Genomic DNA, 25,957 nt, shown 5'->3' on the forward strand with positions numbered 1-25,957 from the left:
CCGGCCATTGTTGTTGCCGCCCCCGCTGCTGCTCTAGCGGCGGGGCGGCAGCGCGCCGGCGCCCCTGATAAAACGAGAACAACATGATCAGACGCTGGCTGCGCTTCCAACATTTCGACACCGTCCGCTTCGGCACGGTGGAAGCCGACAAAATCCGCATCTACCAGGGCGACATGTTCGACGCCCCGTCGCCCACCGACTACACGCTGCGGCTGGACGAGGTCAAGCTGCTGAACCCGGTGGTGCCGGGCAAGGTGCTGGCGATGTGGAACAACTTCCACGCGCTGGGCAAGAAGCTCGGCCTGGAGCCGCCGCCCGAACCGCTGTATTTGCTGAAGACCCCGAATTCCTATCTGGCGCCCGGCGCCACCATCCGCCAGCCCCTGTGCGAGGGCAAGGTCGCCTTCGAGGGCGAGCTGGCGATCGTGATCGGCAAGACCTGTTTCAACGTGTCCGAGGCCGACGCCCCGGACCACATCTTTGGCTACACCTGTGCCAATGACGTCACCGTCAACGACATCATCAAGCGCGATCCGACCTTTCCGCAATGGGTGCGGGCCAAGGGTTTCGATACCTTCTGCCCGTTCGGGCCGGTGATCGCGACCGGCCTCGACCCCGCCATGCTGGTGGTGCGGACCATCCTCAACAACGAAGTGCGCCAGGACTACCCGATCAACGACATGGTGTTCTCGGCGGCCCAGCTGGTCAGTCTGATTTCGCGCGACATGACGCTCGATCCGGGCGACATCCTGTTGTGCGGCACCTCGGTCGGCGTCGGTTCGATGCGGCCGGGCAGCATCGTTGAGGTCGAGATCGACGGCATTGGGAAGCTCAGTAACCGTTTTGAGTAAAAACCAAGGAGCCGCAAATGAAAATCGCCATTGTAGGGGCGGGAGCTATAGGAGGATTGGTGGGGGCCAGGTTGGCCCTGGCGGGTGAGCAGGTGACGTTTCTGGTGCGGGGCGCCAATCTGGTGGCGATCCGCAACAAAGGCATCAAGCTGATCGCCCAGGACGGCAGCGAGCAGGTGGCGGCCGATGTGGCGGCGACCGACGACTACGCCGAACCGGGGCCGCAAGACCTGGTGATCCTGGCGCTGAAGGCGCACCAGGTGGCGGCGGTGGCGGAACAACTGCCGCTGCTGTTCGGACCGGAGACTTGTGTGGTGACGATGCAGAACGGTATCCCGTACTGGTATTTCCACCGCCACGGCGGCGAGCTGGAGGGCCGCCAGGTGCGCAGCGTCGACGCCGACGGCCGGCTGACGCAGTTGATTCCGCCGCAACGGGTGATCGGCTGCGTGGTGTATCCGGCCTCGGAGCTGGTGGCGCCGGGCGTGGTGCGGCATGTCGAGGGGGAGCGTTTTCCGCTGGGCGAGCTGGACGGCTCGCACAGTCCGCGGGTGCAGGCCATCGCCGACTGCTTCGCGCGCGCCGGCTTCAAGGCGCCGGTGCTGGACGACATCCGCGCCGAGATCTGGCTGAAACTGTGGGGCAACCTCAGCTTCAACCCGATCAGCGCGCTGTGCCACGCGACGCTGGAAGGCATCTGCCAGTATCCGCTGGCGCGGGAACTGGCGGCCGACATGATGAAGGAGGCCGAAGCGGTGGCGGGCAAGCTGGGGGTGACGTTCCGCGTCACGCTGGACAAGCGCATCGCCGGCGCCGAGAAGGTGGGCCGTCACAAGACGTCGATGCTGATGGATATCGAGGCGGGACGCGGTCCGGAAATCGACGCGTTAGTTGGTTCGGTGATGGAGCTGGGGCGTTTTACCGATACCGCAACGCCGCATATCGACGCGGTCTACGCCCTGGTCAAGCTGCTGGAGCGGACCATGACGGATGAACAAGGGCAAGTCAGGCTGCAAAAAATGGCGGCATAGCCTATCGGGCCCAGCCGCCATCGTAGAGGAACGGACGTCCCACAAGGACGTCCGTTGGGCGTTGCATCTTACATACCCCAGGTGTAGGCGGCGTCGCTCTTGTCGCCCTTGGTGTCCTTGTCCAGGCTCTCGCGCAGGTTGACGGCGAACAGGGTTTCGATGATGAACGCCAGGCTGAATGGAGTTGCTGGGGTGAAGGTTTCTGGCACTGCTTGCTTGGTGGTGATCGTGGTCATGATGATTTCCTCTGAAGTTAAGAATCGTTGCCGACGTTGCTTGGGTTCGGGATGAATTCAGTATAGGTAGCGCACCGCAGCATCGCCAATTGCGACGACGCATATCAGGTATCACCACCATGAATGTGCCCTATGGCAAACGGCCTTTTTCTTGATATTCCTAATTTCAGGTTTCTTGACCGCGGTCAAGACAAGGCTAGATCTTGCCTTGGTTTTTCAGCCGGCTCAGGGTTTCCGGCGACAAGTTGAGGTAGGAGGCAAGTTGTTTCTTCGGCAAGCGTTCCAGCATTTCGCTGTGCTTGCGCATGAAGCGGTGCACGCGCCCCGGCGCGTCGAGCAGGTGCAGGGTGATGGTGTGGCCCATGATCTCGCTCATCAGGTGCATCACCTCGTATTCGAAGCTGTGCTTCAGCTGCGAATGGCTTTCCATGAAGGCAACCCATTGCGGCATCGCCAGCTTGGCGACCCGCGCCTTGGTCACGCAGACGATGCTGTACGGCGTCGGCGTCTTCAGCCGCCAGGCGGCGTAGCTGGTCTCGATGTCGCGCTCGGCCGAGAAGCGCAGGATCATTTCCTTGGCCTCCTGGCTGGTCACCACCCGTTTCAGGATGCCGTCCAGGATGAAGTATTGCTCCATCTCGTGCACACCCTGGTTCAGCAGGAGATCGCCCTTGTTGTAGTCGATCACGGTGAGGTAGGGCTCCAGCGCGGCCATTTCACTTTCGCGCAGTTCTTTCAGCACGATGTTCTGCCGCAATTGCACGCGGAGGATGTTGCGTTCGGGATGGTTGGCTAGCAGCGTCATGGCGAATCGATCGATACTTATTTTGAAATGTTGGACATCTTCCTTTGAAAATTGACCGCGGTCAATGAGCAAAAACAAAGTGCGTCGCTATGATGGCCTCAGCTTCTTTGTTAAACCAAATATAAGAGACAATCATCATGACCAATAGCACACAGTCAGCCGAAACGACCGATGGCTTCCACCTGGTAATCGATGCGCTCAAGCACAACGACATCGACACCATCTTCGGCCTGGTCGGCATCCCGATCACCGACCTGGCGCGCCTGGCGCAGGCGGAAGGCATGCGCTTCATCGGCTTCCGTCATGAACAGCACGCTGGCAACGCGGCCGCCATCGCCGGTTACATGACGCAAAAACCGGGCATCTGCCTGACCGTCTCGGCGCCGGGCTTCCTCAACGGCTTGACCGCGCTGGCCAACGCCACCACCAATTGCTTCCCGATGATCCTGATCAGCGGCTCCAGCGAACGCGAAATCGTCGACCTGCAGCAGGGCGACTACGAAGAGATGGACCAGCTGAACGCTGCCAAGCCGTACGCCAAGGCGTCCTACCGCATCAACAAGGCCGAGGACATCGGCATCGGCGTGGCGCGCGCGATCCGCGCCGCCGTCTCCGGCCGTCCCGGCGGCGTCTACCTCGACTTGCCGGCGCAGCTGCTGGCCCAGGTCATCGACGCCGACCATGGCCGCAAGTCGCTGGTCAAGGTGGTCGATCCGGTGCCGCGCCAGCTGCCGGCGCCGGACTCGGTGCAGCGCGCGCTGACGCTGCTGAAAAGCGCGAAGAAACCGCTGATCCTGCTGGGCAAGGGCGCCGCCTACGCCCAGGCCGACGCCGACATCCGCGCGCTGGTCGAGGAGTCCGGCATTCCCTACCTGCCGATGTCGATGGCCAAGGGCTTGCTGCCCGACACCCACGAGCAATCGGCCTCGGCCGCGCGTTCCTACGTGCTGGCCGAAGCCGACGTGGTGGTGCTGGTCGGCGCCCGCCTGAACTGGCTGCTGGCGCACGGCAAGGGCAAGACCTGGGGCGGTCCGAAGCAGTTCATCCAGATCGATATCTCGCCGACCGAGATCGACAGCAACGTGGCGATCGCCGCGCCGCTGATCGGCGACATCGGCTCTTGCGTGTCGGCGCTGCTGGAAGGCATCCGTAGCGGCGGCCACGGCAAGCCCGACCCGGCCTGGACCGGCTCGATCGCCGAGCGCAAGGACAAGAACCTGACCAAGATGGCCGGCATGCTGAACCAGAATCCGTCGCCGATGAACTTCCACAGCGCGCTGCGCTCGATCCGCGACGTGCTGAAGACCCGGCCCGACATCAACGTCGTCAACGAAGGCGCCAACACGCTGGACTTCGCCCGCAGCATCATCGACATGTACGAGCCGCGCAAGCGTTTCGACTCCGGCACCTGGGGCATCATGGGCATCGGCATGGGCTACGCGATCGGCGCCGCCGTGACCAGCGGCCTGCCGGTGGTGGCGATCGAGGGCGACAGCGCCTTCGGCTTCTCCGGCATGGAGCTGGAAACCATCTGCCGCTACAACCTGCCGGTGGTGACCATCGTCTTCAACAACAACGGCGTGTATCGCGGCACCGACGTCAACCCGACCGGCGGCCCCGACGTGGCCCCGACCGTGTTCGTCAAGAACGCCCGCTACGACAAGATGATCGAAGCCTTCGGCGGCATCGGCTACAACGTCACCACGCCGGAGGAAATGACCAAGGCGCTGACGGAATCGATCGCATCGGGCAAGCCGACGCTGATCAACGCCGTCATCGACGAAACGGCGGGCACCGAGAGCGGCCGCCTGACCAACCTGAACCCCAGCACCGCAGGCAAGAAGTAAGCGTCACTAAAACTACAGGAGACTTACCATGACTAAACCGTTAGAAGGCATCAAGATCATCGACTTCACCCACGTGCAAGCCGGTCCCGCCTGCACCCAGTTGCTGGCCTGGTACGGCGCCGACGTGATCAAGGTCGAGCGTCCGGGCGCCGGCGACGTGACCCGCTCGCAGCTGCGCGACATTCCCGGCGTCGATGCGCTGTACTTCACTATGCTCAACAGCAATAAGAAGTCGCTGACCCTGGACACCAAGACCCCGGAAGGCAAGGAAGTGCTGACCCGCCTGATCAAGCAGTCGGACGTGCTGGTGGAAAACTTCGGCCCCGGCGCGCTGGACCGCATGGGCTTCACCTGGGAGCACATCCGCGAACTCAATCCCGGCATGATCGTCGCGTCGGTCAAGGGCTTCAGCGACGGCCACCACTACGAAGACTTGAAAGTGTATGAAAACGTGGCGCAGTGCGCCGGCGGCGCCGCCTCGACCACCGGTTTCGACGACGGCCCACCGACCGTCAGCGCCGCCGCCCTGGGCGACAGCAACACCGGCATGCACCTGGCGATCGGCATCCTGACCGCGCTGCACGCCCGCAACCGCAACGGCGGCAAGGGCCAGAAGGTGGCCGTGTCGATGCAGGACAGCGTGCTGAACCTGTGCCGCGTCAAGCTGCGCGACCAGCAGCGCCTGGACCGCATCGGCTACCTGGAAGAGTATCCGCAATATCCGCACGGCAGCTTCACCGATGTGGTGCCGCGCGGCGGCAACGCCGGCGGCGGCGGCCAGCCGGGCTGGGTGCTCAAGTGCAAGGGCTGGGAAACCGACAAGAACGCCTACATCTACTTCACCATCCAGGGCCACGCCTGGGCGCCGATCTGCAAAGCCATCGGCAAGCCGGAGTGGATCGAGGATCCGGCCTACATGACCGCCTCGGCGCGCCAGGACAAAATCTTCGACATCTTCGGCACCATCGAGGCCTGGCTGGCGGACAAGACCAAGTTCGAAGCGGTCAACATCCTGCGCAAGTTCGACATTCCTTGCGCGCCGGTGATGACGATGAAGGAACTGGCCAACGATCCGTCGCTGCGCGAGAGCGGCACCATCACCGAAGTCGACCACAAGGAACGCGGCAAGTACTTGACCGTGGGCAGCCCGATCAAGTTCTCCGACCTGAAGGTGGAAATCACCGGCTCGCCGCTGCTGGGCGAGCACACCAACGAGGTGCTGGAAACCCTGGGCTACAGCTCCAAGGAGATCGCCGCGCTGCACGCCGCCTCGGCGGTATAACATCCAGCTAGCCAACAACGGAGGGCGGACTGGTTCCGCCCTCGTTTATTTTGGAGTCAGCCATGCAGAATGTGGATTACCAACAGCTGGTGGGAGCCATCGGCGACGCGGTGGTGGTGTGCGACGCGGCCGGCGCGATCATCGTCTGGAACGATGCGGCGGTGCGGATGTTCGGCTTCACGCGCGATGACGCGCTGGGACAGTCGCTGGACCTGATCATCCCGGAGCGGCAGCGGCAGCGCCACTGGGACGGCTACAACAAATCGATGGCGACCGGCGAGACCCGCTACGGCAGCGACGTGCTGCGGGTGCCGGCGCTGCACAAGGACGGGCGCACGCTGTCGATCGCGTTCACGGTGGCGATGCTGTACGACGACGCCCGCAAGGTGACCGCCATCGTGGCGATGGTGCGCGATGAAACCGTGCGCTGGGCCGACGAGCGCCAGTTGCGCACCCGCGTGGCGCAACTGGAGGCGGCGGCCAAGGCGGTGGCGACGTAGCGGCGCCTCTCCATTCTGGCGAGCAGACGTCTTCGGCCCGTTGCGGATACAATAAAAGGTCTAGTCTCTACAGAAGGAACTGAACGATGGACACCAAAGCACCCAAGATCGATATCGGCCTTTCCGAAGAAAGCCGCGCCAACATCGCCGCAGGCCTGTCCGGCCTGCTGGCGGACAGCTACACGCTGTACCTGATGACGCACAATTTCCATTGGAACGTCAAAGGTCCGATGTTCAACAGCCTGCACCAGATGTTCATGGCGCAGTACACCGAGCAATGGACCGCGCTGGACCTGATCGCGGAACGCATCCGCGCGCTCGGCTACGCCGCGCCGGGCACCTATGCCGAATTCGTCAAGCTGGCGACCATCAAGGAAGTCGAAGGCGTGCCGAAAGCGCTGGACATGGTGCGTCACCTGGTGAACGCCCAGGAAGCCACCGCCCGCACCGCGCGCAAACTGCTGCCGCTGGTGGACGACGCCAACGACCAGCCAACCGCCGACTTGCTGACCCAGCGCCTCGACGTCCACGAGAAAACCGCGTGGATGCTGCGCAGCCTGTTGGAAGAATGATCACAAGCGTTGCATTGGCACAGGCCGCCTCCGGGCGGCTTTTTTGTTGGCTTGATCGATGTGTGCGCTGGCAAACATTTGGCGTCTCATCACTGGAGTATTCTTCAATGAACCAAAGGAGAATCACCATGACAACCGAGGCAATGAAAACCACCTTCAACGACATCAGCGTCGAGGCATCCGCGTTCGAGCAGGACGGCGTCTGGCTGCCCGAATACCGCGTGCTGTGGCAGGAGGGCGAGGCGCCGATGCGGCGCCCCGACATCATGGGCTTCCGCGACCGCCAGACGGCGGTGCTGATGGCGGTCGAATGCGGCATCTACGACATCCGCTGCAAGGAGTACGCGCGCTACAACCGCCGCAACTATCACTAACGCTTCCGTCGCGCGGCCGGCTTCAGGACGCGCCGAATTCGGCGCGGGCGCTGGCCGCGTAGCGCAGCAGCGTGTCGCCGAAGCCGCCGCGCGCCTTGGCGTCGCAGCGCGCGCTGGTGGTGACGCGCGGCGCGGCGCTCCAGGCGAAGCGGGCGCCGATCCGCTCCAGCGCTTCAACCAGCGCCACATCCTCGCTGCATTCCAATGGCTTGAAGCCGCCCGCCAGCCGGTAGGCCGTCGCCGAGACGCCCATGTTGGCGCCATGGATGTGATGGTGCCCATCGGCGTCGGTGTAGCTGTTCTGGAAGTGCAGGCACAAGGCCTCGGCGTTGTCGCAATGCGGCGACCAGTCGTCGACGCCCACCGTGCCGCACACCACGTCCACATTCAAACGTAGCTGTTCCACCAGCCATGCCGGGGAGACCTTGGTGTCGGCATCGGTGAAGGCGAGCCAGCGCGCGCCGTCGCGCAGCAGATGCTCGACGCCGACGGCGCGCGCGGTGCCGACATTGCGCGCGTCGACGCTCAGGTGTTCGATGCGGAATGCGCCGCCCGCGCTTTGCGCGGCATGCTGTTCGACGATCCGGCGCGAGCCGTCGGTGCAGCTGTCCAGCACCACCGCAACGCGCACCGTCTCGCCGTGCAGCGCGGGATGAACGGCGGCGATGCGCGCGGCGCGCAGGCAGTCGTCCAGATACAGTTCTTCATTGTGGGCGGGGATGACGATGCCTATCATGCCAATCCCTCCCGCTGCGCCACCGATGCCGCGTTGTTGGACCAGACGTCGAGCACGAAGTCGTCGTCGGCGTAGCGGGTCAGGTGGTGCAGCGCGGCAGCTTCGCCGAACAACTGGTGCACGACGTCGGTGCCGGTCAGCCGGTCGTCGAACGGACGGCGCCAGTGGCACAGCAGCAGCGCGCCGCCCGGCGCCAGGCTGTCGATGCAGCGCTGGCGCAGCCGCAGCAGGTCAGGCTCGCGCAGGTAGTACAACATCTCGCTGATGACGATCAGGTCGAAGTTGGCGTCGTCGGGCCATTCGTCCGGCATGCGCTGGCAGTCGAGCGTGACGCGGGAAGCGTCGCTCGGATCTTCGCGTTGCAGGCGCTGGCGCGTCAGCCGCACCGCTTCGGGCGACATATCGCTGGCGCTCAGGTGCTCGGCGCGCTGCGCCAGCGCCGCCGTCAGCTCGCCGTTGCCGCAGGCCGGCTCGAACGCGCGGCGATAGCGCTGGTCCGGCAGGCAGGCCAGCAGCACGCTGCGCTTGCGCTGCTCGTACCAGCGTTGGCGGACTTTCCACGGATCGGCATCCTGCTGGTAGATCTGCTGGAAATGCTGGACGCTGGCGTCCGATTGGCTGTTCATGTGAAGTAGATTTCGTAGGGGTGGAGGAGGCGGGCCAGCACGTGCGGCGGCAGTATCGCCGGCTTGCCGGTGGACGGGTCGTCCTGCAGTTGCGTGAGGAAGCAGGCGACCGCCTGGCGCTTGCGCTGCATGACCTCGGGACTCAACTCCAGCCGGCGCGCGCGACGCCATGGCATGCGGGCGTCGCCCGGCGCGGCCCAGTGCCAGCTCCACACCGGCATTTCGACCAGCGTGGCGCGGCACAGACGGGCCGCCAGCGCGGCGGCCAAACCGCAGGCTTCGTGGTCGGGATGGCCGTCCTGGCGCCAGGTGACGAATACCGTATCGCCGGGGCGCAGCAGCTGTTGCAGCAGGGTTTGCAGCTGTTCGATTTCGGCCGAGACGCGGCCATCGGCGATCCGCGCGCGCACCACCTGCGGTGTGGCGGTGTCGAGGCCGAGGACGCGCAATGCGGCCAGCGTTTCTTGGGGACGCAAGCGCGCCAGCGCGGCCGGCGGCAGCAGCGCGGAGCCGGGATGGCTGCCGTCGCCGTCGGTGACCGCCAACAGCACCGTGCGCGTGCCTTGCGCATGCAGCAGCTGCATCAAGCCGCCGCAGGCCAGCACTTCGTCGTCCGGATGCGGCGCGATGATGATGGCGCGGCCGCCGGGCGGCACCAGCGTGGCCGCGCTCACCGGCGGCAGGTCGGCCAGGCCGCCCCAGGCCTGCCAGGCGGCGTCCGGCGTGCCATGGCCTTCGATCCGGCGCGACGGCGGCTCCGGCAAAAACGCTTGCGGCGCCAGTGCGGCGTCAGCTTGGACCGCGCTCATAACAGCCATGGTGAATGCTCCTGTTGGGACAACATGCCGCCCAGCGCCGCCAGATCCCGCTCGGCATGGCTTTGGCGTAAAAAGACCGGAAGATCGGCTGCCAGCCGCGCGAAGTCCGGATCGCGGCACAACGGCGCGGCGCCCAGCGCGCGCGTGACGTGGGTCAGCACCGTGGTCGCCGCCGCTTCAACCGCCAGCCGCGCGCGCAATGCCGGCGTGGATGCGTCGGCATAGGGATCGGCATCGATGGCGGCGGCGGTTTCGCGCAGCAGCGCGGCCGCGCCCTCCATCGCGATGTCGACATGGCCCAGATGCGCGAGCCGATGCGGATCGGCGGCGGCCTGGCCGCGCAGCGCCGCGTGCAGGTAGTCGGCCAGGCCTTGCGCCGCGCCGTACCAGCAGGCGGCGATGCCGGCGCCGCCATGCCAGAAGCCCGGCCGGTTCAGATACGCTTCCGACACGCCGACCGGCATCGCTTTCGCGTCCTGGAAATTGACGTCGACACTGTCGCAGGCGGCCATGCCGACCGCGTGCCAGCCTTCCTGCGTCACCATGACGCCGGGTTGGCCCATGGCCACCGCCGCCAGATGGCGGGCGCCGTTTTCGTCCGTGCAGCTGACCAGCGCGTGGCTGACCGTGGCCGCGCCCGAACACCAGTGCTTGCGGCCCGACAGCACGAAGCCGTCGGCACCGGAGCGGCGCAGCGTGACGCCGGGACCGGGCGGCTCGGCGCACCAGACGCCCCAGGCGGAGCGAGGCGGCGTTGTCGCACCCAGTTCGGCCAGGATCGCCAGCGCGTCGGTATGGCCCTCATATAGCTTGAGCAGGCTCAGATCATGGCGCGCCACCAGCGCCAGGCACTCCCAGCGCCGCAGCGTCTCGCCGCCGCCCGGCAGCGGTAGCCGATCCAGACCGGCGTCGATCAGTTGCAGCAGCTGTTGACCCGGCGGCTGCCGGCGGTCCATGCGCGCCAGCGCCAGGCCGAGCTCCGCCACCGGGGCGGTTGGCGGGTGTTGCGGAGGCATCGGTTGATCGGGCATGGCGTGGTCCACTCGGCGGTTGGTTGTCGTGCGTCGATGGTGCCGCCGCGCGGACCCCGCGTCTGTTCGCCCGCACACCGAGCGCCCATCTGCGCGGCGTGGTGAGGCATCGCACATACCTTCAGACGCGCTTCCCGCATGCTTGGGTTTTATCATCCCAAGGATGCACCATGCCCCGTTCCCGATCCGGTACCGATTTCGATGGATATGTCCAGGTGCGCGGCGCGCGGGAGCACAATCTGAAGAACGTGGATGTCGATATTCCGCGCAATGCGTTGGTGGTGTTCACCGGGGTGTCCGGCTCGGGCAAGTCGTCGCTGGCCTTCGGCACGCTGTACGCCGAGGCGCAACGGCGCTATCTGGAGTCGGTGTCGCCGTATGCGCGGCGGTTGTTCCACCAGATGGCGGTGCCGGAGGTCGACTCCATCGACGGCTTGCCGCCGGCGGTCGCGTTGCAGCAGCAGCGCGGCACGCCCACCACGCGTTCGTCGGTCGGCAGCGTCAGCACCTTGTCCAATTCGCTGCGCATGCTGTATTCCCGCGCCGGCGATTATCCGCGCGGCCAGGAGCTGCTGTATGCGGAATCGTTTTCACCCAATACGCCGCAAGGCGCCTGCCCGCGCTGTCATGGCCTGGGGCGGGTGTACGAGGCGACCGAGCGTTCGATGGTGCCGGACGACAGCCTGACCATCCGCGAACGCGCGGTGGCGGCCTGGCCGACCGCGTGGCATGGACAGAACCTGCGCGATATCCTGGTCACGCTGGGTTACGACGTCGATACGCCCTGGCGCGAGCTGCCGAAGAAAACCCGTGACTGGATCCTGTTCACCGACGAGCAGCCGACGGTCCCGGTCTACGCCGGCCTGACGCCGGCCGAGGCGCGCCGCGCGCACAAGCGCAAGGAGACGCCGAGCTATCAGGGCACCTTCACCGGGGCGCGCAAGTATGTGCTGCAAACGTTCGCCGGCACGGAAAGCGCGATCATGAAAAAACGTGTGGCGCAATATCTGGTGGGGATGGATTGCCCGCAGTGCGACGGCAAGCGCCTGCGTGCCGAGGCCTTGTCGGTGCGCTTCGCGGGCTTTGACATCACCGAGATCGGGCGCTTGCCGCTGAAGCGGTTGGCGCAGTTGCTGCAGCCTTATGCGGAGCGCGGCGCTGGCGTCAAGGCGGCGGCGAAGCATCCTGAAAAAGCCATCGTCACCCAGCGTATCGCGGCCGATCTGCTGGCGCGGCTGGCGGTGCTGCTCGATCTGGGGCTGGGTTATTTGAGTCTGGAGCGCGGCACGCCGACGCTGTCGCCCGGCGAGTTGCAGCGCCTGCGCCTGGCGACGCAGGTGCGTTCGAGCCTGTTCGGCGTGGTGTATGTGCTGGATGAGCCTTCGGCCGGTTTGCATCCGGCCGACACCGAGGCGCTGCTGCGGGCGCTGGACCGGTTGAAGGCGGCCGGTAATTCCTTGTTCGTTGTCGAACATGCGCTCGAGGTGATACGTCACGCGGACTGGATCGTCGATGTCGGACCGAAGGCGGGGCAGCATGGCGGCCAGGTGCTGTACAGCGGCGTGCCGGCCGGACTGGCGGACGTGGCGGAGTCGCGCACCGCGCAGTATCTGTTCCGGTCCGCCGGCCACCATGCGCGTGCCGCGCGCCGGTCCGGCGCGCCACGCGCATCGCGTCAGCCGACTGGATGGCTGCGTCTGCGCGGCGTGGTGCGCAACAACCTGACCGGCCTGGACGCCGATTTCCCGCTCGGCGTATTGACCAGCGTGAGCGGCGTGTCGGGCTCCGGCAAATCCAGCCTGGTGAGCCAGGCGCTGGTGCAGCTGGTGCAGGCACAATTGGGCACGAGCGCGCCGCCGGAGCCGGCCGATGCGGCCGACGAGCTGCATCAGGACGCCGACAGCGGCGTGCTGCAAGGCCGCGTGACCGCCGGCATGGACGGCATACGCCGGCTGGTGCAGGTCGACCAGAAACCGATCGGCCGCACGCCGCGCTCCAACCTGGCCACCTACACCGGCTTGTTCGACCACGTGCGCAAGCTGTTCGCCGCCACCCGTTCGGCGCGCGCGCGGCATTTCGATGCCGGCCGCTTTTCGTTCAACGTCGCCAAGGGCCGCTGCCCGCACTGTTCCGGCGAAGGCTTCGTGATGGTGGAGCTGCTGTTCCTGCCCAGCGTCTACGCGCCATGTCCCGAATGCGAAGGCGCGCGCTACAACCCCGAGACGCTGGCGGTACGCTACCGCGAGCACAATATCGCCGAGGTGCTGGCGATGACGGTCGACGCGGCCTGGGAATTTTTCGAGAAAGAGGCGCCGTTGCGCCACGCGCTGGATGTGCTGCGCGCGGTCGGCCTGGGATATCTGCGGCTGGGGCAACCGGCCACCGAACTGTCCGGCGGCGAAGCGCAGCGCATCAAGCTGGCCACCGAGCTGCAACGCGCCAGCCGGGGCGACACCTTGTACGTGCTGGACGAGCCGACCACCGGCCTGCATCCGTCGGATATCGATTTGCTGCTGCTGCAACTGCACGGATTGGTCGCGGCGGGCAACACGGTGATCGTGGTCGAGCACAATGTCCAGGTGCTGGCCGACAGCGATTGGGTGATCGACATCGGTCCCGGCGCGGGCGAGGAGGGCGGCGGCGTCGTGGCGGCGGGCACGGCGGCCGAGGTGGCGGCCAACCCGGCCAGCCGCACCGGCCCGTATCTGCGGCGCGCGCTGGAGGATAGCCATGGGTGACTGGATCGATGTGCTGCAATGGCCGGCGATGGCGGTCACGGTGGGCGCCGGTGTGCTGGTGTCGTCCGCCCACGCGAATCGGCGCAAGCTGGGTTTCATCAGCTTCCTGGTCAGCAATGTGTTGTGGATCGCGTGGGGCTGGCATGACGAGGCGTATGCGCTGATCGCCTTGCAGCTGTGCCTGACGATGACCAATGTGCGCGGCCTGTTCAAGAACGACCAGGGCGCTTAGTCTGTTACCATTGCCGGCTCCAACATTTTCAGAGCTCAGTCATGGCATCGCAAAAAGTAGTGAAGGTATTGATCGTAATCGCCGCCATCGCCGTGGCCTTGTCCGTCGCGGGCTATGTGATCGTATTCCTGCGCACCGTCTCCGCGCATTAAAAAAGCCGGACGCCGTACCCGACGGCGTCCGGCCGAGGAAAATCCCGTCGTTTACATGAACTTGTCGTTGGCCGCGTCGCGGCGCCGTGTGGCCAGGCCCAGCAGGCCGAGGCCGACCAGCATCAAGCCGTAGGTGGCCGGTTCCGGCACCGGGGTCACCGCCAGGTTGACGCCATAGATGCCGCCGAATTGGCCATCGGATTCGCCGGCGATTTTCACCGTATAGCTCCCGGCCGCCAATGCGGTATAGGTCGGGATCAGTCCGCCGCTGTGGGTGAGGCCGATCTGGGTGTTGCCCTGCCAGATCGAATAGCTCAGATCGCTAATGTGGTAGGCGAAGGCGTTGGTGTTGGTGACGCTGGTGACCGCCAAAATATTGGCCGAGACGCCGAGTGTGCCGTCGGGAACGCTGAAGTTGAACAGATCCTCGAATACAGTGTCCGGACCGTAGCTGATGAAATCACCATAGCTGGCTGGCGCCAGCGGCAAGGTGCCGAGGTTGTAGGTGGTGGCTGATGCGCCCGCTACGGCACAAAGCATGAGGGTTGCGGCGGCGATTTGTTTAAACATTTACGATACCTCCCATATGATTATGAATGTATCTTCGGCCCGTCGGCATACCCCGTGCCGGCTAACAAGCTGAGCAGAAGAGATACCAGCATAGCATTGCCATATGAATAATTTAATTGCATGAATGATATTTTGTGCGGTTAGAAACTATTGAATTTTTCTACTATTTATTGCGATGGCGATAGTCATAAAAAAAGCCCGCAGATTTGCGGGCTTTGCGGTGGTGCGGACGGTGCTCAGACGGGATCGACCAGCTTGAAGCCGCTCCATGCCAGGGTGGTGATCTCCATCACCAGCACCAGCGGTTCCGGCTGGATCGAGGCGGCCAGGCGGTGGATGGAATCGCGGACTTCATTGATCGGCTCGACGCCGCTGTAGCAGTATTCGCCCAGCGGCAGATAGTAGCCCTTGCCGTCATCGGCCTTGATGGCGCCTGCGACATTGTATTTCGCCAACTCCGTATTCAATTGATCGTAGGTGCCGGCTTGCGCTTCCGTGTACGCAACGCGGATGATGTAATTAACCATGTTAAATCCTCATTGTGGGAAACGAATAATCGCATAAAAAAACGCGCCGTAGCGCGTTTTTCATGGGGCGGCGGCGACTCAGACCTGGCGGCGGCGGCGCGCGATGAAGCCGATGGCGCCCAGGCCGGCCAGCAGCATGGCGTAGGTTTCCGGTTCCGGTACCGCGGTCACGGCCGACAAGGCGTTGGTGGTGAAGGTGGTGTAGTTGCCGTACTGGTTGTGGACGTAATCCTGGCCGGTCGGCACGCCGTAGCCGCCGAAGTAGGTGGAAATGCCGACGGTGTTGTTGCCGACCGAGACGTTGCCCAGCGTGATGCTGAAGGTGGCGGTGCTGCCCAGCTGATAGACCGATCCGGTGTTCTGACCCCAGAACGTATAGGCTTGATAACCGGCAGGCGCCACCATGTTTTGCGAGGTATCGCCGCCGTACGACAGATCCAGCGCCGGGCTCGGGCCCTTGGTCCAGACGCCCTGGTTGGCGATGTACGACACCGGCTCGGTCGCGCTGATCACGGTGGCGGCGGTCGGGATGTAAATCGTGAATCCGTCCAGGCCGGTCTGGGTGTAGGCGTAGCCTTGGTTATTGTTGGTGATGCTGTAGTTGAAGGTGTATTCGTTGCTCTGGCCGGTGACCGGCACCACCGTGGTATTCAGCGTGTACTGGCTGGTCAGGGTGACGGTCGCGCCGGCGACGCCGCTGAAGGCCAGGGCGGCGGCGAAAGCGGCAAGCTTGAGGGTGGTTTGCTTCATCATGATATTTCTCCTGAGAATTAATATTTACTCCAATACATCAAAGATATCATGATTGCAGCAAAATGTCATTGCGATAATGAATTTTTTGTTGCGTTGATACAAAAAAGCAAAGCCCCGAACAGGCGGCAAACCAGTCGGGGCTTTTGGTCAATTGGCGGAGAAAGCACTTTTGACTGGTTGGTATATTAATGAAGAATTCTTAAAACTGACTTAGTAACATCGTCAGTTCGATTTTGGTCCTGGCGGCCGGATGGTGTAGCATGCTGGACGGCGCTCGGGCAGGGCCCGCGCCGGTACTTCAAGGATAGCTATGCAAATCAAAATTAACGACGTGTTGCGCGCCTATATCGAACCGCTGACCGAAAGCGAGTATCAGGCATTGGAGCGCAGCATCCTGGTGGAAGGCTGCCGCGACGCCCTGGTGTTGTGGGAAGACGTGCTGGTCGACGGCCACAACCGCTACCAGATCTGCCAGCAGCACGGCATTCCGTTCAAGGTGACGGAAAACACCAGTTTCCGCAGCCTGGACGACGTCAAGCTGTGGATGATCGATAACAACCTTGGCCGCCGCAGCATTTCCGACTTCCAGCGCGGCGTGCTGGCGCTGCGCAAGAAGGAAATCATGGCGGCCCGCGCCGTCGAGCTGGCGACGCAGGCGGCCGCCGAGGACGCCGCGATCGCGCCGCCGGAAGGCGAAGCAACCAAGGCCAAGCCGGCCGCGATGCCGCTCGCCTCGCGCGAAGACATCGCCCGCGCCGCCCGCCTGAGCAGCGCGACCATCGGCCAGATCGAGAAGATCCAGAAGACCGCCACCCCTGAACTGGTGGAGGCGGTGCGCGCCGGGACGATTTCGATCAACGCGGCGGCCACGGTGGCGTCGCTGTCGGAAGCGGAGCAGGTGGCGGCGGTCGCCGGCGGCAAGAAGGAGTTGCAGAAGGCCGCCAAGGAAGTGCGCGAACTGCGCGCCGCCTCGCGTCCGGCCAAGGAGCCGAAGGAGGGCGAATATGGCCGGCCGATGACCGAGGTCGACGAACTGCGCTCGGAAAACGCCGCGCTCAAGGAAAAGAACGCCGCCCTGCGTGCGGAAATCACCGCGCTGCAACTGCGCATCTCGGAACTGATCGACGCCAGCTAATTCACCCCCACCCGGAGCCTTGCCCATGCAGCGACTGCACACCTCGTTAGCTTTGATGTGTTTTATTTCGATCAGCGCGGGGGCGGTGGCTGCGCCGGCCGTGGCCGACAAGGCCCCGGCGGCCGAGACGGCCCGTCTGAAAGCCGCCGCGCAGCGCGTCACCATCCTGCGCGACAAATGGGGCATCCCCCACGTCTACGGCAAGACCGACGCCGATGCGGTGTTCGGCCTGATGTACGCGCAGGCCGAGGACGATTTCCACCGGGTCGAACTCAATTACATCAACGCCATGGGCCGCCTGGCCGAAGTGCAGGGCGAGACCGAGCTGTATCGCGACCTGCGCATGAAATTGTTCATCAACCCGGATGAACTGAAGCGCCAGTACGCGGCCAGCCCGGCGTGGCTGAAGAAGCTGATGGTGTCTTTCGCCGACGGCTTGAACTACTATTTGGCCACGCACTCCGAGGTGAAGCCGGCGCTGATCACGCGTTTCGAACCGTGGATGGCGCTCAGCTTCAGCGAGGGCAGCATCGGCGGCGACATCGAGACCATCGACCTCAAGCAGCTGGAAGAGCTGTACGGCAGGGGTGCCCGCCTGCCGCTGCCGCCGCCGATTTTGGTGTCGGCGTCGGAGGTGGAGCCGGAGAGGGAGCCGGGCGGCTCGAACGGCTTCGCCATCGCGCCGTCGCTAAGCAAGTCCGGCCGCGCGCTGCTGCTGATTAATCCGCACACCTCCTTCTACTTCCGTCCCGAAGTGCAGGTCCACAGCGACGAGGGCCTGAACGCCTACGGCGCCGTGACCTGGGGGCAGTTCTTCGTCTACCAGGGCTTCAACGACCGCCTGGGCTGGATGCACACCTCCGGCGGCGGCGACGTCATCGACGAATACCTGGAAACCATCAGCGAGAAGGATGGCGCGTTCTTCTACAAGTACGGCGACGAGCTGCGGCCGCTGAAGGCGGTCGACATCGAGCTGCCATATAAAAGCGCGAGCGGCACGGCCAGCAAGACGGTCACTGTGTATTACAGCCATCACGGCCCGATCGTGCGCGCCAAGGACGGCAAGTGGATCGCCGTGCGCCTGATGAACGAGCCGCTGAAGGCGCTGACGCAATCCTTCATCCGCACCAAGGCCCGCAACTACAAGGACTTCTACAAGTCGATGGAGTTGCGCACCAACTCGTCCAACAACACCGTGTACGCGGACGCGGACGGCAATATCGCCTACTTCCACGGCAATTTCATTCCGAAGCGCGTTCCGAAGTTCGACTGGAAGCATCCGGTCGACGGCAGCGATCCGGCCACCGAGTGGCAAGGCCTGCACGCGGTCAAGGAGACCATCACGCTGTTCAATCCGAAGAACGGCTGGATCCAGAACACCAACAACTGGCCCTACACGGCGGCCGGTCCTTACAGCCCGAAGGCGAAAGACTATCCGGCGTACATGTCGATGAACCCGGAGAACGCGCGCGGCATCCATGCGGTGCGGGTACTGGAAAACAAGAAGGGCTTCACCATCGCCAGCATGATCGCGGCCGCCTACGACACCCAGCTGACGGCCTTCGAGCCGCTGCTGCCGCAGCTGTTCGCGGCCTGGGACGAGCTGCCGGCCGGCGACGAGTTCAAGGCGCGGCTGGCGCCGCAGATCGCCGCGCTGCGCGGCTGGGACATACGCTACTCATTGACCTCGACGCCGACCTCGCTGGGCATCTTCTGGTTGCAGGACCTCAGCACCACCTACACGCCGGCGGCCAAGGCGCGCGAGGTGCCGGTGCTGGATTACATCCAGGCCGCGATCACGCCGCGTCAGCGGCTGGAGGCGCTGGAGCGCGCATCGGCCAAGCTGGCCGCCGATTTCGGCGACTGGCGCACGCCGTGGGGCGAGATCAATCGCTTCCAGCGCCTGACCGGCGACGTGGTGCAGCCTTTCGACGACAGCAAACCGAGCCTGCCGGTGGCGTTCGCGTCGGCCAACTGGGGCTCGCTGGCCGCCTACGGCATGACCTCCAGGACCAAGACCAAGCGCATTTACGGCGAGCGTGGCAACAGCTTCGTGGCGGCGGTGGAGTTCGGGCCGCGCATCAAGGCGCGCAGCATCCTGGCCGGAGGGCAGAGCGGCGATCCGGCCTCGCCGCACTTCTACGACCAGGCGGAGATGTATGCGCGCGGCGAATTCAAGGACGTCTTGTTCTACAAGGCGGATGTGGAGAAGCACCTGGAGCGCCGCTACCACCCGGGCGAATGATCAGGGCAGCGGATAGCGCAGCGGCGCCGGCTCCGGTTGCGGCGCTTCGGCGGGCGTGAACCATTCCAGGTTGTCGATGGCGTTGTTGCGGACGTTGCCGTCGCGGTGGCGCACCGCCGGCAGGCCGGCGGGATTCGGCAGGAAGGCCTCCGCCACCAGGTCGTGGACAAAAAACTCGCCGATGCGCGCGCCGCCGCGCAGCTTGACCTTCAAGCCCTGCGGGTACAGCGTCGGCTTGAGCACGCTGACTTTGGGGCCGGCGGCGATCAGCACCCGGCCATCCTTCGAGACCTTGTAGAAATCGCTGCCCTTCACCGGCTTGGCGCCGGCGACGAAGAACGAGTAGGCGAAGCCCAGGGCGATGACGCCGACGATGATCAGTATGAGTTCCATGCCCGGATGTTAGCAGTTAAATCGCATCCAGCGAACTGCGAATATCGGCCCTTAAATCCTCTATATCTTCGATTCCCACCGATAGCCGGATCAAGCCGTCGCCGATGCCCAGCGCCGCGCGCTGCGCCGCCGGGATGGAGGCGTGCGTCATCAGCGCCGGATGTTCGATCAGGCTTTCGACGCCGCCCAGGCTTTCGGCCAGCGCGAATACTTCGCAGCGCTCCAGGAATCGGCGCGCGCCGGGCAGGTCGGTGTTCAGGTCGATCGAGATGATGCCGCCGAAGCCGTCCATCTGCCGCTTGGCCAGCGCGTGCTGCGGATGCGAGGCCAGGCCGGGGTAGTACACCTTGCGGACCTCCGGCTGCGCTTCCAGCCAGCCGGCCAGTTCCAGCGCGCTTTGGCAATGGCGTTCCATGCGGATCGCCAGCGTCTTCACGCCGCGCAGCGCCAGGAAGCTGTCGAACGGTCCGGCGATGGCGCCCACCGAGTTTTGCAGGAAGGCCAGCTGCTCGCGCCACGCCGCCTGGTGCGGCTCGCCGCCGACCACCGCGATGCCGCCGATGATGTCGGAGTGGCCGTTCAGATATTTGGTGGTGGAGTGGACCACGATGTCGAAGCCGTGTTCCAGCGGCCGCTGCACCAGCGGGCTGGCGAAAGTGTTGTCGGCCACCGCGATGATGCCGCGTTCGCGGCAAATTTTGGCGATCGCCTGCAGATCCGCCAGTTTCAGCATCGGATTGGTCGGCGTCTCGACCCAGACCATCCGGGTCTCCGGCTTGAGCGCGGCCAGCAGGTTTTCCGGCTTGGTCAGGTCGACGTAGGTGAAGTCATGGCCGGCGCTGCGGCGGCGCACGCGCTCGAACAGGCGGTAGGTGCCGCCGTACATATCGTCGCCGGCGATGATGTGCGAGCCGGCGTCGGCCAGCTCCAGCACCGTTGAAATCGCGGCCAGGCCGGAGGCGAAGGCGAAACCCTGCGCGCCGCTTTCCAGGTCGGCGACGCAGCGTTCCAGCGCCCAGCGGGTCGGATTGTGCGAGCGGCCGTAGTCCAGGCCCTTGTGCACCCCGGGGCTTTCCTGCACAAAGGTGGAGGTGGCGTAAATCGGCGGCATGATGGCGCCGGTCGATGGGTCGGGCGATTGGCCGGCGTGGATCACGCGCGTGGCCAGGGCGGCTTTTTTGGCGGTTGCTTGAGTCAAGATAGCGTCCTTCGCAGATGGTTGAGCAGGTCGTAGCGGGTAATCAGTCCGTAGAAGGTATCGGCGTCGGCCACCACGGCGGTCAGGCCGCGCTCCAGCGTGGCGCGCAGCGCGTGCAGGTCGGCCGACGGCGGCAGCAGTTCCAGCCGCCGCGTCATGGTGGCGCCGACCGGGCTGTTGAAGCGCTCCGGCTGCTGTTCCACCGTCAGCAGCAGGTCGGATTCGTCGATGATGCCGACCAGTTTACCTCCCGACAGCACCGGCAGCTGCGCCACGTCGGCGGCGCGCATGCGGTTGAAGGCGATCATCAGCGTATCCTCGGGCGTGACGCTGATGACTTCCCCGGCGTCGTGGCGGCGGCCGATCAGGTCGCGCAGATCGTGGTGCGGCTTGCGCGGCAGCAGGCCCTGGTCGCGCATCCAGCCGTCGTTGTAGACCTTGGACAGGTAGCGGGTGCCGGTGTCGCAGACGAAGCTGACCACCCGCTTGGGCGTGGTCTGTTCGCGGCAGTATTGCAGCGCGGCCGCCAGCAATGTGCCGGTCGACGAGCCGCCCGGGATGCCTTCCTCGCGCAGCAGCAGGCGCGCGGTGTCGAAGCTTTGCTGGTCGGCGATGGTGTAGGCCTTGGTCACGCCGCTCATGTCGGCGATGGCGGGGATGAAGTCTTCGCCGATGCCTTCCACCGCCCATGAGCCGCTGGTCTCCGAGACGTGGCCGGTGGCGACGTATTCGGCCAGGATGGAGCCCTTGGGATCGGCCAGGATGAATTCGACCTGCGGCGCGACGCGGCGGAAGTAGCGCGTCAGGCCGGTCAGCGTGCCGGACGAGCCGACGCCGACCACGATCGCGTCGACGTTGTGCGCCATCTGTTCCCAGATCTCCGGGCCGGTGGTGGTTTCGTGCGCCAGCGGGTTGGCGGGATTGTTGAACTGGTCGGCGAACCAAGCGCCCGGTGTTTCGGCCGCCAGCCGCGCCGCGTAGTCCTGGTAATACTCGGGATGGCCCTTGCCGACGTCGGAGCGGGTGGTGCGGACCTCGGCGCCGAGCGCCTTCAGGTGCAGCACTTTTTCGGTCGACATCTTGTCCGGCACCACCAGCAGCACGCGGTAGCCTTTCAACCGTCCGACCAGCGCCAGGCCGAGGCCGGTGTTGCCGGCGGTGGCTTCGATGATGGTGCCGCCGGGCTTGAGCCGGCCGTCCCGCTCGGCCGCCGCGATCATGGCCAGGCCGATGCGGTCCTTGATCGAGCCACCGGGATTCTGAGATTCAAGCTTGAGGAAGAGTTGGCAGGGGCCGGTGTCGAGACGGGTGATCTCGGCCAGCGGAGTGTTGCCGATGAGGTTGAATAATGCAGGGTCGCGCATACCTGGTCTCCTGAAGTTTCAGGCAAGTATGCGCTTTTTCGGCCGACGTTGCTCTCCGTGGAGAGCGGCCGGGATTACAGGCTGGTGTCGGCGTCGTGCTTGGTTTTGCGGTAGGCGGCCAGCTCGGCTTTCACCTCGGCGCGGGTTTTGGCTTGTGGTGCTTTGTCGAGGATGGCGTTCGGATATTGTTCGCCGGAGACCACTTCGCCGCGTTCCAGCGCCAGTTTCAGTTCGGCTTTGACTTCGGCGCGGGTTTTGGTCGACACGAAGTCGGTGTTGCCCGAATAGTTTTCCTGGGCCGACACGGCGGCGGAAGCGAACAGGAAGGCGGCGGCGATGGCGATGGTTTTCATGGTGTTGCTCCTATAAGTGGAAAGTCGATGGAGTGATATTAAAGCGTATCCGATTAAATAGATAGCTAATAATATCTATCGCCATGATAGGCGTCGCCAATCGGCGTGGTCCCCGGTTTATAATTCCGCACTTGAAAAGGCACTTTTTAGAAGGCAGCGGTGGCAAAACTTTATTTCCGATACTCTGCGATGAACGCGGGCAAATCCACGGCGATGTTGCAGGTGGCGCATAACTATGAGGAGCAGGGGCAGACCGTGCGCCTGTTCACGGCCGCGATCGACAACCGCTACGGCGTCGGCAAGGTCACCTCGCGGCTCGGTCCGCAGCGCGACACCGAGGTGTTCGACGCCGAGACCAACTTCCTGGAAAAGATCGACCAGAAGATCGCCTGCCTGCTGATCGATGAGGCGCAGTTCCTGACCACGCTGCAAGTGCAGCAGCTGCACCAGCTGGCGCAGGTACGCGGGATTCCGGTCATCAGCTACGGCTTGCGCACCGATTTCCGCGGCGACCCGTTCCCGGGGTCGGCCTATCTGCTGGCGCTGGCGGACGATATCGAAGAATTGAAGAACATCTGTAGTTGCGGCAAGAAGGCGACGATGAATATCCGCGTCGACGAGCACGGCAAGCGCCTGAAGGACGGCGAGCAGATCAGCATCGGCGGCAACGAGAGTTATTTGCAGGCTTGTGGCCGCTGCTTTTACACAGACAGCCACTAATCACCGTGCGCCGGCTTAGCCGGCCTTGGTCATCGGCACGCCGCGTGGTTGCCGCTGGTCGGCGTCGGCCGCCGCCGTATCAGGAAAACGTTCCGGATACAAATGGCGCTCCGCCACGGCGGCGTCGAAAGTGCCCGACCATTTGGCGATCACCACCGTCGCCACGCTGTTGCCGATGGTGTTGCAGGTGGCGATGGCCATCGACATGAAGCGGTAGACGCCGAAGATCACCGCCAGCCCTTCGATCGGCAGGATGCCGGTCGACGTCACCGTCGCCGCGAACACCACGAACGAGCCGCCGGAGACGGTGGCCGCGCCCTTGGACGTCAGCAGCATCAGCAGCAGGATGCCGATCTGCTGCTCCAGCGTGATCGGCACGCCGTAGGCATGGGCGATGAACATCACGCCCATCGACATGAACAGCGAGGTGCCGTCGAGGTTGAAGGCGTAGCCGGTCGGCAGCACCAGGCCCACCGTCTGCTTGCCGCAGCCGAGGCGTTCCAGCTTGATCAGCAGCCGTGGCAGGGCGCTTTCCGACGAGGCGGTGCCGAGCACGATGAAGATTTCGTCCTTGATGTAGCGGAGGAAGCGCCACAGGCTGAAGCCGCACAGCCGGGCGATCGTGCCCAGCACCACCGCGATGAACAGGAATACCACGCCGTAGAAACTCAGCACCAGTTGCGTCAGGGCGATCAGCACGGCGGCGCCGCTGCTGCCGACCGAGTAGGCCACCGCGCCGAAGGTGCCGATCGGCGCCAGCTTCATCACCAGGTTGATGAACGAGAACAGCACTTCGGAAATATAGTCCAGCCCGACGTTGATCTTGACGCGCTTGTCTTCTGGGATGGCCAGGATGCCGATGCCCATCGTGACCGCCAGCACCACCACCTGCAACAGCTCGCCCTTGGCGAAGGCGCCGACGAAATTGTCCGGGATGATGTGCGCCATGAACTCCAGGAAGCCCTGCGGCGCGGCCTTGGCGGCGGCGGGCGGCGGCACGGCGCCGGCGACCGCCGTCATGCCGCGTCCGGTCTCCAGCAGGTTACCGGCGAGCATGCCGATGACCAGCGCGATGGACGACACCACTTCAAAATAGACGATGGCGCGCCAGCCCACCCGGCCCGCGCTCTTGACGTCGCCCGCCGAGGCGATGCCGTGCACGATGGTGAGGAACACCAGCGGCGCGACGCCGCATTTGATCAGCGCGAGGAACATGTCGCCGAGCAGCTTCAGCTGGCTGGCGAACTTCGGAAACGCGAAGCCGACCAGGATGCCGAGCAGCAGCGACACCAGCACTTGCATGCCCAGCTTGCGATACCAGGGCAGCTTCTTGGGCGACGCCAAGACGTCGGCCGGGGTGGAATGGTTTGTCATTTTTTGTCTCCTCCGTGTTAGATCAGGCGCCGACGGCGCGCGATAGCTCGAGCGCCCGGTCCACCATCTGCGGCGCCAGGCCCAGGTAGTTGGCCGGATCGGTCAGGCGGTCGATGGTGGCGCGGTCGAAGTGCGCGGTCACCGCCGGCAGCGCGGCCAGGGCCTCGGCCAGCGTGCCGCCCTGGGTGTTGACGGTGCGGCAGGCGTCGTAGACGATGTCGTGCGCCTGCTGGCGTCCGGTGTGCGGCGCCAGGCCCATCATCACGGCCTCGGCCACGATCAGGCCCTTGGTGATGCCGAGGTTGTGCGTCATCCGGGCGGCGTCGACGATCAGGCCGCCCAGCGCGAACTTGGCCTGGTGCAGCGCGCCGGCCGTCAGGATGAAGCTTTCCGGGATCGCGATCCATTCCGCATGCCACGGGCCGGTGGCGCGTTCGAAATCCTGCACCATGGCGTCGACCATCAGGCCGGCGTGCTGGCGCACCGCCTTGGACGCGGCCAGCATCAGCTCGCTGGAGATCGGGTTGCGCTTCTGCGGCATGGTGCTGCTGGCGCCGCGTCCCTTGACGAAGGGCTCGTAGACCTCGGCGAATTCGGTGGACGCCATGATCATGATGTCCAGCGCGATCTTGCCCAGCGAGCCGGTGATCAGCGCCAGCAGGTTGACCGCCTCGGCGAAACCGTCGCGGGCGACGTGCCAGGTGGTGGCCGGCACGCCCAGTCCCAGTTCCTCGGCCAGCGCTTGCTGCACTGCGAAACCCTTGTCGCCCAGCGAGGCCAGCGTGCCGGCGGCGCCGGCGAACTGGACCACGGCGACGCGCGGGCGCAATTCGGCCAGGCGCTGCTGGTGGCGGTCGAACATCGCCAGCCAGATCGCGACCTTGTAGCCGAAGGTGACCGGCAGCGCCTGCTGCAGGTGGGTGCGGCCGGCCATCGGCGTGTCGCGGTGCTTGAGGGCCAGGTCGGCCAGGATGGCGCGCAGCGCGCGGATGTCGTGGTCGACCACGTCGAGCGCGTCGCGCACCTGCAGCGCGACCGCGGTGTCCATGATGTCCTGGGTGGTGGCGCCCCAGTGCACGTAGCGGCCGGCGTCGCCGCACATGGCGACCAGCTGGTGCACCAGCGGCAGGATCGGGTAGCCGACGATGTCGGTTTCCTCGCGCATGTGGTCGAAGTCGATGCGCTCGATGGTCGATTCGCGGGCGATGATCTCGGCCGCTTCCGCCGGGATCACGCCGGCGCGCGCCTCGGCCTTGGCCAGCGCGACTTCGGTGTCGATGTAGCGCTGGATCAGCGCGTGGTCGGAGAACAGATTGCGCATTTCGGCGGTGCCGAAGGCGTCGCGGAACAGGATGGAATCGACGACGGTGCTGGCCATCGGGATGTGTTTGCTGGACATGGGGTCTCCTCTTTCAGATCGGTGGGGTGGTGGTCCGGATCTCAATATGTCCGGACATGATCGCAATTTAGTATGTCCGGACATATAAATCAAGG

At 64.8% G+C, this 25,957-nt stretch carries 27 protein-coding genes; 12 read left to right on the top strand and 15 right to left on the bottom strand.

Going from position 1 to position 25,957, the window contains the following annotated elements:
- Positions 1-83: 83 nt before the first annotated feature.
- Both GW587_RS09705 and GW587_RS09710 read left to right on the top strand, forming a co-directional pair.
- A complete protein-coding gene (locus GW587_RS09705) occupies positions 84-851 on the top strand; it encodes a fumarylacetoacetate hydrolase family protein (protein WP_166101722.1) in 768 nt (255 codons plus the stop codon).
- 17 nt (positions 852-868) lie between these two features.
- Entirely contained in the window at positions 869-1,882 is a 1,014-nt protein-coding gene (locus GW587_RS09710; RefSeq protein WP_166101725.1) for a 2-dehydropantoate 2-reductase, read from the top strand.
- Between the two features lie 68 nt (positions 1,883-1,950).
- On the opposite strand, the gene GW587_RS09715 is transcribed toward GW587_RS09710, so the two are convergent.
- Positions 1,951-2,118, bottom strand: a complete 168-nt coding sequence (locus tag GW587_RS09715) for a hypothetical protein (RefSeq protein ID WP_166101728.1) — start codon at positions 2,116-2,118, stop codon at positions 1,951-1,953.
- A gap of 196 nt (positions 2,119-2,314) precedes the next feature.
- Positions 2,315-2,923 carry a Crp/Fnr family transcriptional regulator gene (locus GW587_RS09720; RefSeq protein ID WP_166101731.1) on the bottom strand — a complete coding sequence of 203 codons (609 nt, stop codon included), beginning with the start codon at positions 2,921-2,923 and terminating at the stop codon, positions 2,315-2,317.
- Positions 2,924-3,060: 137 nt separating this feature from the next.
- On the opposite strand from GW587_RS09720, the gene oxc reads away from it, so the two are divergent.
- The 5 genes from oxc (at position 3,061) to GW587_RS09745 (ending at position 7,498) form a co-directional block, all read left to right on the top strand.
- Positions 3,061-4,770, top strand: a complete 1,710-nt coding sequence (gene oxc / locus GW587_RS09725; RefSeq protein ID WP_166101734.1) for an oxalyl-CoA decarboxylase — start codon at positions 3,061-3,063, stop codon at positions 4,768-4,770.
- A gap of 28 nt (positions 4,771-4,798) precedes the next feature.
- Entirely contained in the window at positions 4,799-6,052 is a 1,254-nt protein-coding gene (gene frc, locus GW587_RS09730; protein ID WP_166101736.1) for a formyl-CoA transferase, read from the top strand.
- Positions 6,053-6,114: 62 nt separating this feature from the next.
- On the top strand, positions 6,115-6,552 hold the full coding sequence (locus GW587_RS09735; protein ID WP_166101739.1) for a PAS domain-containing protein: 438 nt from the start codon (positions 6,115-6,117) through the stop codon (positions 6,550-6,552).
- An 86-nt stretch (positions 6,553-6,638) separates the two neighbouring features.
- Entirely contained in the window at positions 6,639-7,124 is a 486-nt protein-coding gene (locus GW587_RS09740) for a Dps family protein (protein ID WP_166101741.1), read from the top strand.
- Between the two features lie 128 nt (positions 7,125-7,252).
- Positions 7,253-7,498, top strand: coding sequence for a hypothetical protein (locus GW587_RS09745; RefSeq protein ID WP_166101744.1), 246 nt, complete (start codon positions 7,253-7,255; stop codon positions 7,496-7,498).
- A gap of 22 nt (positions 7,499-7,520) precedes the next feature.
- Here the strand turns inward: GW587_RS09745 and GW587_RS09750 are convergent, their stop codons facing one another.
- The 4 genes from GW587_RS09750 to GW587_RS09765 are packed head-to-tail and all read right to left on the bottom strand — an operon-like array spanning position 7,521 to position 10,709.
- The gene (locus tag GW587_RS09750) at positions 7,521-8,234 is read right to left on the bottom strand and encodes a glycosyltransferase family 2 protein (RefSeq protein WP_166101746.1); all 714 of its coding nucleotides are present in this window, start codon (positions 8,232-8,234) and stop codon (positions 7,521-7,523) included.
- Positions 8,231-8,860 carry a class I SAM-dependent methyltransferase gene (locus tag GW587_RS09755; RefSeq protein ID WP_166101749.1) on the bottom strand — a complete coding sequence of 210 codons (630 nt, stop codon included), beginning with the start codon at positions 8,858-8,860 and terminating at the stop codon, positions 8,231-8,233. The genes GW587_RS09750 and GW587_RS09755 overlap by 4 nt, the downstream gene beginning before the upstream one ends.
- The gene (locus GW587_RS09760; RefSeq protein WP_229259374.1) at positions 8,857-9,678 is read right to left on the bottom strand and encodes a PIG-L deacetylase family protein; all 822 of its coding nucleotides are present in this window, start codon (positions 9,676-9,678) and stop codon (positions 8,857-8,859) included. Before GW587_RS09760 ends, GW587_RS09755 begins: the two co-directional genes overlap by 4 nt.
- Positions 9,666-10,709, bottom strand: coding sequence for an acyl-CoA dehydrogenase family protein (locus GW587_RS09765; protein WP_166101752.1), 1,044 nt, complete (start codon positions 10,707-10,709; stop codon positions 9,666-9,668). Before GW587_RS09765 ends, GW587_RS09760 begins: the two co-directional genes overlap by 13 nt.
- A 170-nt stretch (positions 10,710-10,879) precedes the next feature.
- On the opposite strand from GW587_RS09765, the gene GW587_RS09770 reads away from it, so the two are divergent.
- Both GW587_RS09770 and GW587_RS09775 read left to right on the top strand, forming a co-directional pair.
- The gene (locus GW587_RS09770) at positions 10,880-13,447 is read left to right on the top strand and encodes an excinuclease ABC subunit UvrA (protein ID WP_166101754.1); all 2,568 of its coding nucleotides are present in this window, start codon (positions 10,880-10,882) and stop codon (positions 13,445-13,447) included.
- Positions 13,440-13,679: a hypothetical protein gene (locus GW587_RS09775; RefSeq protein ID WP_166101757.1), complete on the top strand. Its 240-nt coding sequence runs from the start codon at positions 13,440-13,442 to the stop codon at positions 13,677-13,679. Before GW587_RS09770 ends, GW587_RS09775 begins: the two co-directional genes overlap by 8 nt.
- 203 nt (positions 13,680-13,882) lie before the next feature.
- On the opposite strand, the gene GW587_RS09780 is transcribed toward GW587_RS09775, so the two are convergent.
- The 3 genes from GW587_RS09780 to GW587_RS31245 all read right to left on the bottom strand — a co-directional run bounded on the left by GW587_RS09780 (position 13,883) and on the right by GW587_RS31245 (position 15,681).
- Positions 13,883-14,371 (bottom strand): FxDxF family PEP-CTERM protein, encoded by a 489-nt coding sequence (locus tag GW587_RS09780; protein WP_166101759.1) that lies wholly within the window; start codon positions 14,369-14,371, stop codon positions 13,883-13,885.
- A 266-nt stretch (positions 14,372-14,637) separates the two neighbouring features.
- Positions 14,638-14,928, bottom strand: a complete 291-nt coding sequence (locus tag GW587_RS09785; RefSeq protein ID WP_166101762.1) for a hypothetical protein — start codon at positions 14,926-14,928, stop codon at positions 14,638-14,640.
- A 78-nt stretch (positions 14,929-15,006) separates the two neighbouring features.
- Positions 15,007-15,681 carry a PEP-CTERM sorting domain-containing protein gene (locus GW587_RS31245; RefSeq protein ID WP_229259375.1) on the bottom strand — a complete coding sequence of 225 codons (675 nt, stop codon included), beginning with the start codon at positions 15,679-15,681 and terminating at the stop codon, positions 15,007-15,009.
- Positions 15,682-15,991: 310 nt separating this feature from the next.
- Here GW587_RS31245 and GW587_RS09795 point away from each other — a divergent pair, with 310 nt between their 5' ends.
- Positions 15,992-16,816, top strand: coding sequence for a ParB N-terminal domain-containing protein (locus GW587_RS09795; protein ID WP_166101765.1), 825 nt, complete (start codon positions 15,992-15,994; stop codon positions 16,814-16,816).
- Between the two features lie 25 nt (positions 16,817-16,841).
- Positions 16,842-19,061 (top strand): acylase, encoded by a 2,220-nt coding sequence (locus GW587_RS09800; protein WP_166101767.1) that lies wholly within the window; start codon positions 16,842-16,844, stop codon positions 19,059-19,061.
- Here GW587_RS09800 and GW587_RS09805 read toward each other — a convergent pair whose 3' ends face one another.
- The 4 genes from GW587_RS09805 to GW587_RS09820 all read right to left on the bottom strand — a co-directional run bounded on the left by GW587_RS09805 (position 19,062) and on the right by GW587_RS09820 (position 22,369).
- Positions 19,062-19,454, bottom strand: a complete 393-nt coding sequence (locus tag GW587_RS09805) for an HNH endonuclease signature motif containing protein (protein WP_166101769.1) — start codon at positions 19,452-19,454, stop codon at positions 19,062-19,064.
- A gap of 16 nt (positions 19,455-19,470) precedes the next feature.
- The gene (locus GW587_RS09810) at positions 19,471-20,652 is read right to left on the bottom strand and encodes a trans-sulfuration enzyme family protein (protein ID WP_166101771.1); all 1,182 of its coding nucleotides are present in this window, start codon (positions 20,650-20,652) and stop codon (positions 19,471-19,473) included.
- On the bottom strand, positions 20,649-22,016 hold the full coding sequence (locus GW587_RS09815; RefSeq protein ID WP_166101774.1) for a pyridoxal-phosphate dependent enzyme: 1,368 nt from the start codon (positions 22,014-22,016) through the stop codon (positions 20,649-20,651). The genes GW587_RS09810 and GW587_RS09815 overlap by 4 nt, the downstream gene beginning before the upstream one ends.
- 74 nt (positions 22,017-22,090) lie before the next feature.
- Entirely contained in the window at positions 22,091-22,369 is a 279-nt protein-coding gene (locus GW587_RS09820) for a DUF4148 domain-containing protein (protein WP_166101777.1), read from the bottom strand.
- 159 nt (positions 22,370-22,528) lie between these two features.
- Between GW587_RS09820 and GW587_RS09825 the strand changes: the two genes are divergently transcribed.
- On the top strand, positions 22,529-23,089 hold the full coding sequence (locus tag GW587_RS09825; RefSeq protein WP_166101779.1) for a thymidine kinase: 561 nt from the start codon (positions 22,529-22,531) through the stop codon (positions 23,087-23,089).
- Positions 23,090-23,104: 15 nt separating this feature from the next.
- On the opposite strand, the gene GW587_RS09830 is transcribed toward GW587_RS09825, so the two are convergent.
- Both GW587_RS09830 and pcaB read right to left on the bottom strand, forming a co-directional pair.
- Positions 23,105-24,463, bottom strand: coding sequence for a cation:dicarboxylate symporter family transporter (locus tag GW587_RS09830; protein ID WP_166101781.1), 1,359 nt, complete (start codon positions 24,461-24,463; stop codon positions 23,105-23,107).
- 22 nt (positions 24,464-24,485) lie between these two features.
- Complete coding sequence (pcaB, locus tag GW587_RS09835) at positions 24,486-25,862, bottom strand: 3-carboxy-cis,cis-muconate cycloisomerase (protein ID WP_166101784.1); 1,377 nt, start codon at positions 25,860-25,862, stop codon at positions 24,486-24,488.
- Positions 25,863-25,957: the final 95 nt, after the last annotated feature.

The organism is Duganella aceris (assembly GCF_011090165.1).
GTDB classification, from domain to species: Bacteria; Pseudomonadota; Gammaproteobacteria; order Burkholderiales; family Burkholderiaceae_D; genus Rugamonas; species Rugamonas aceris.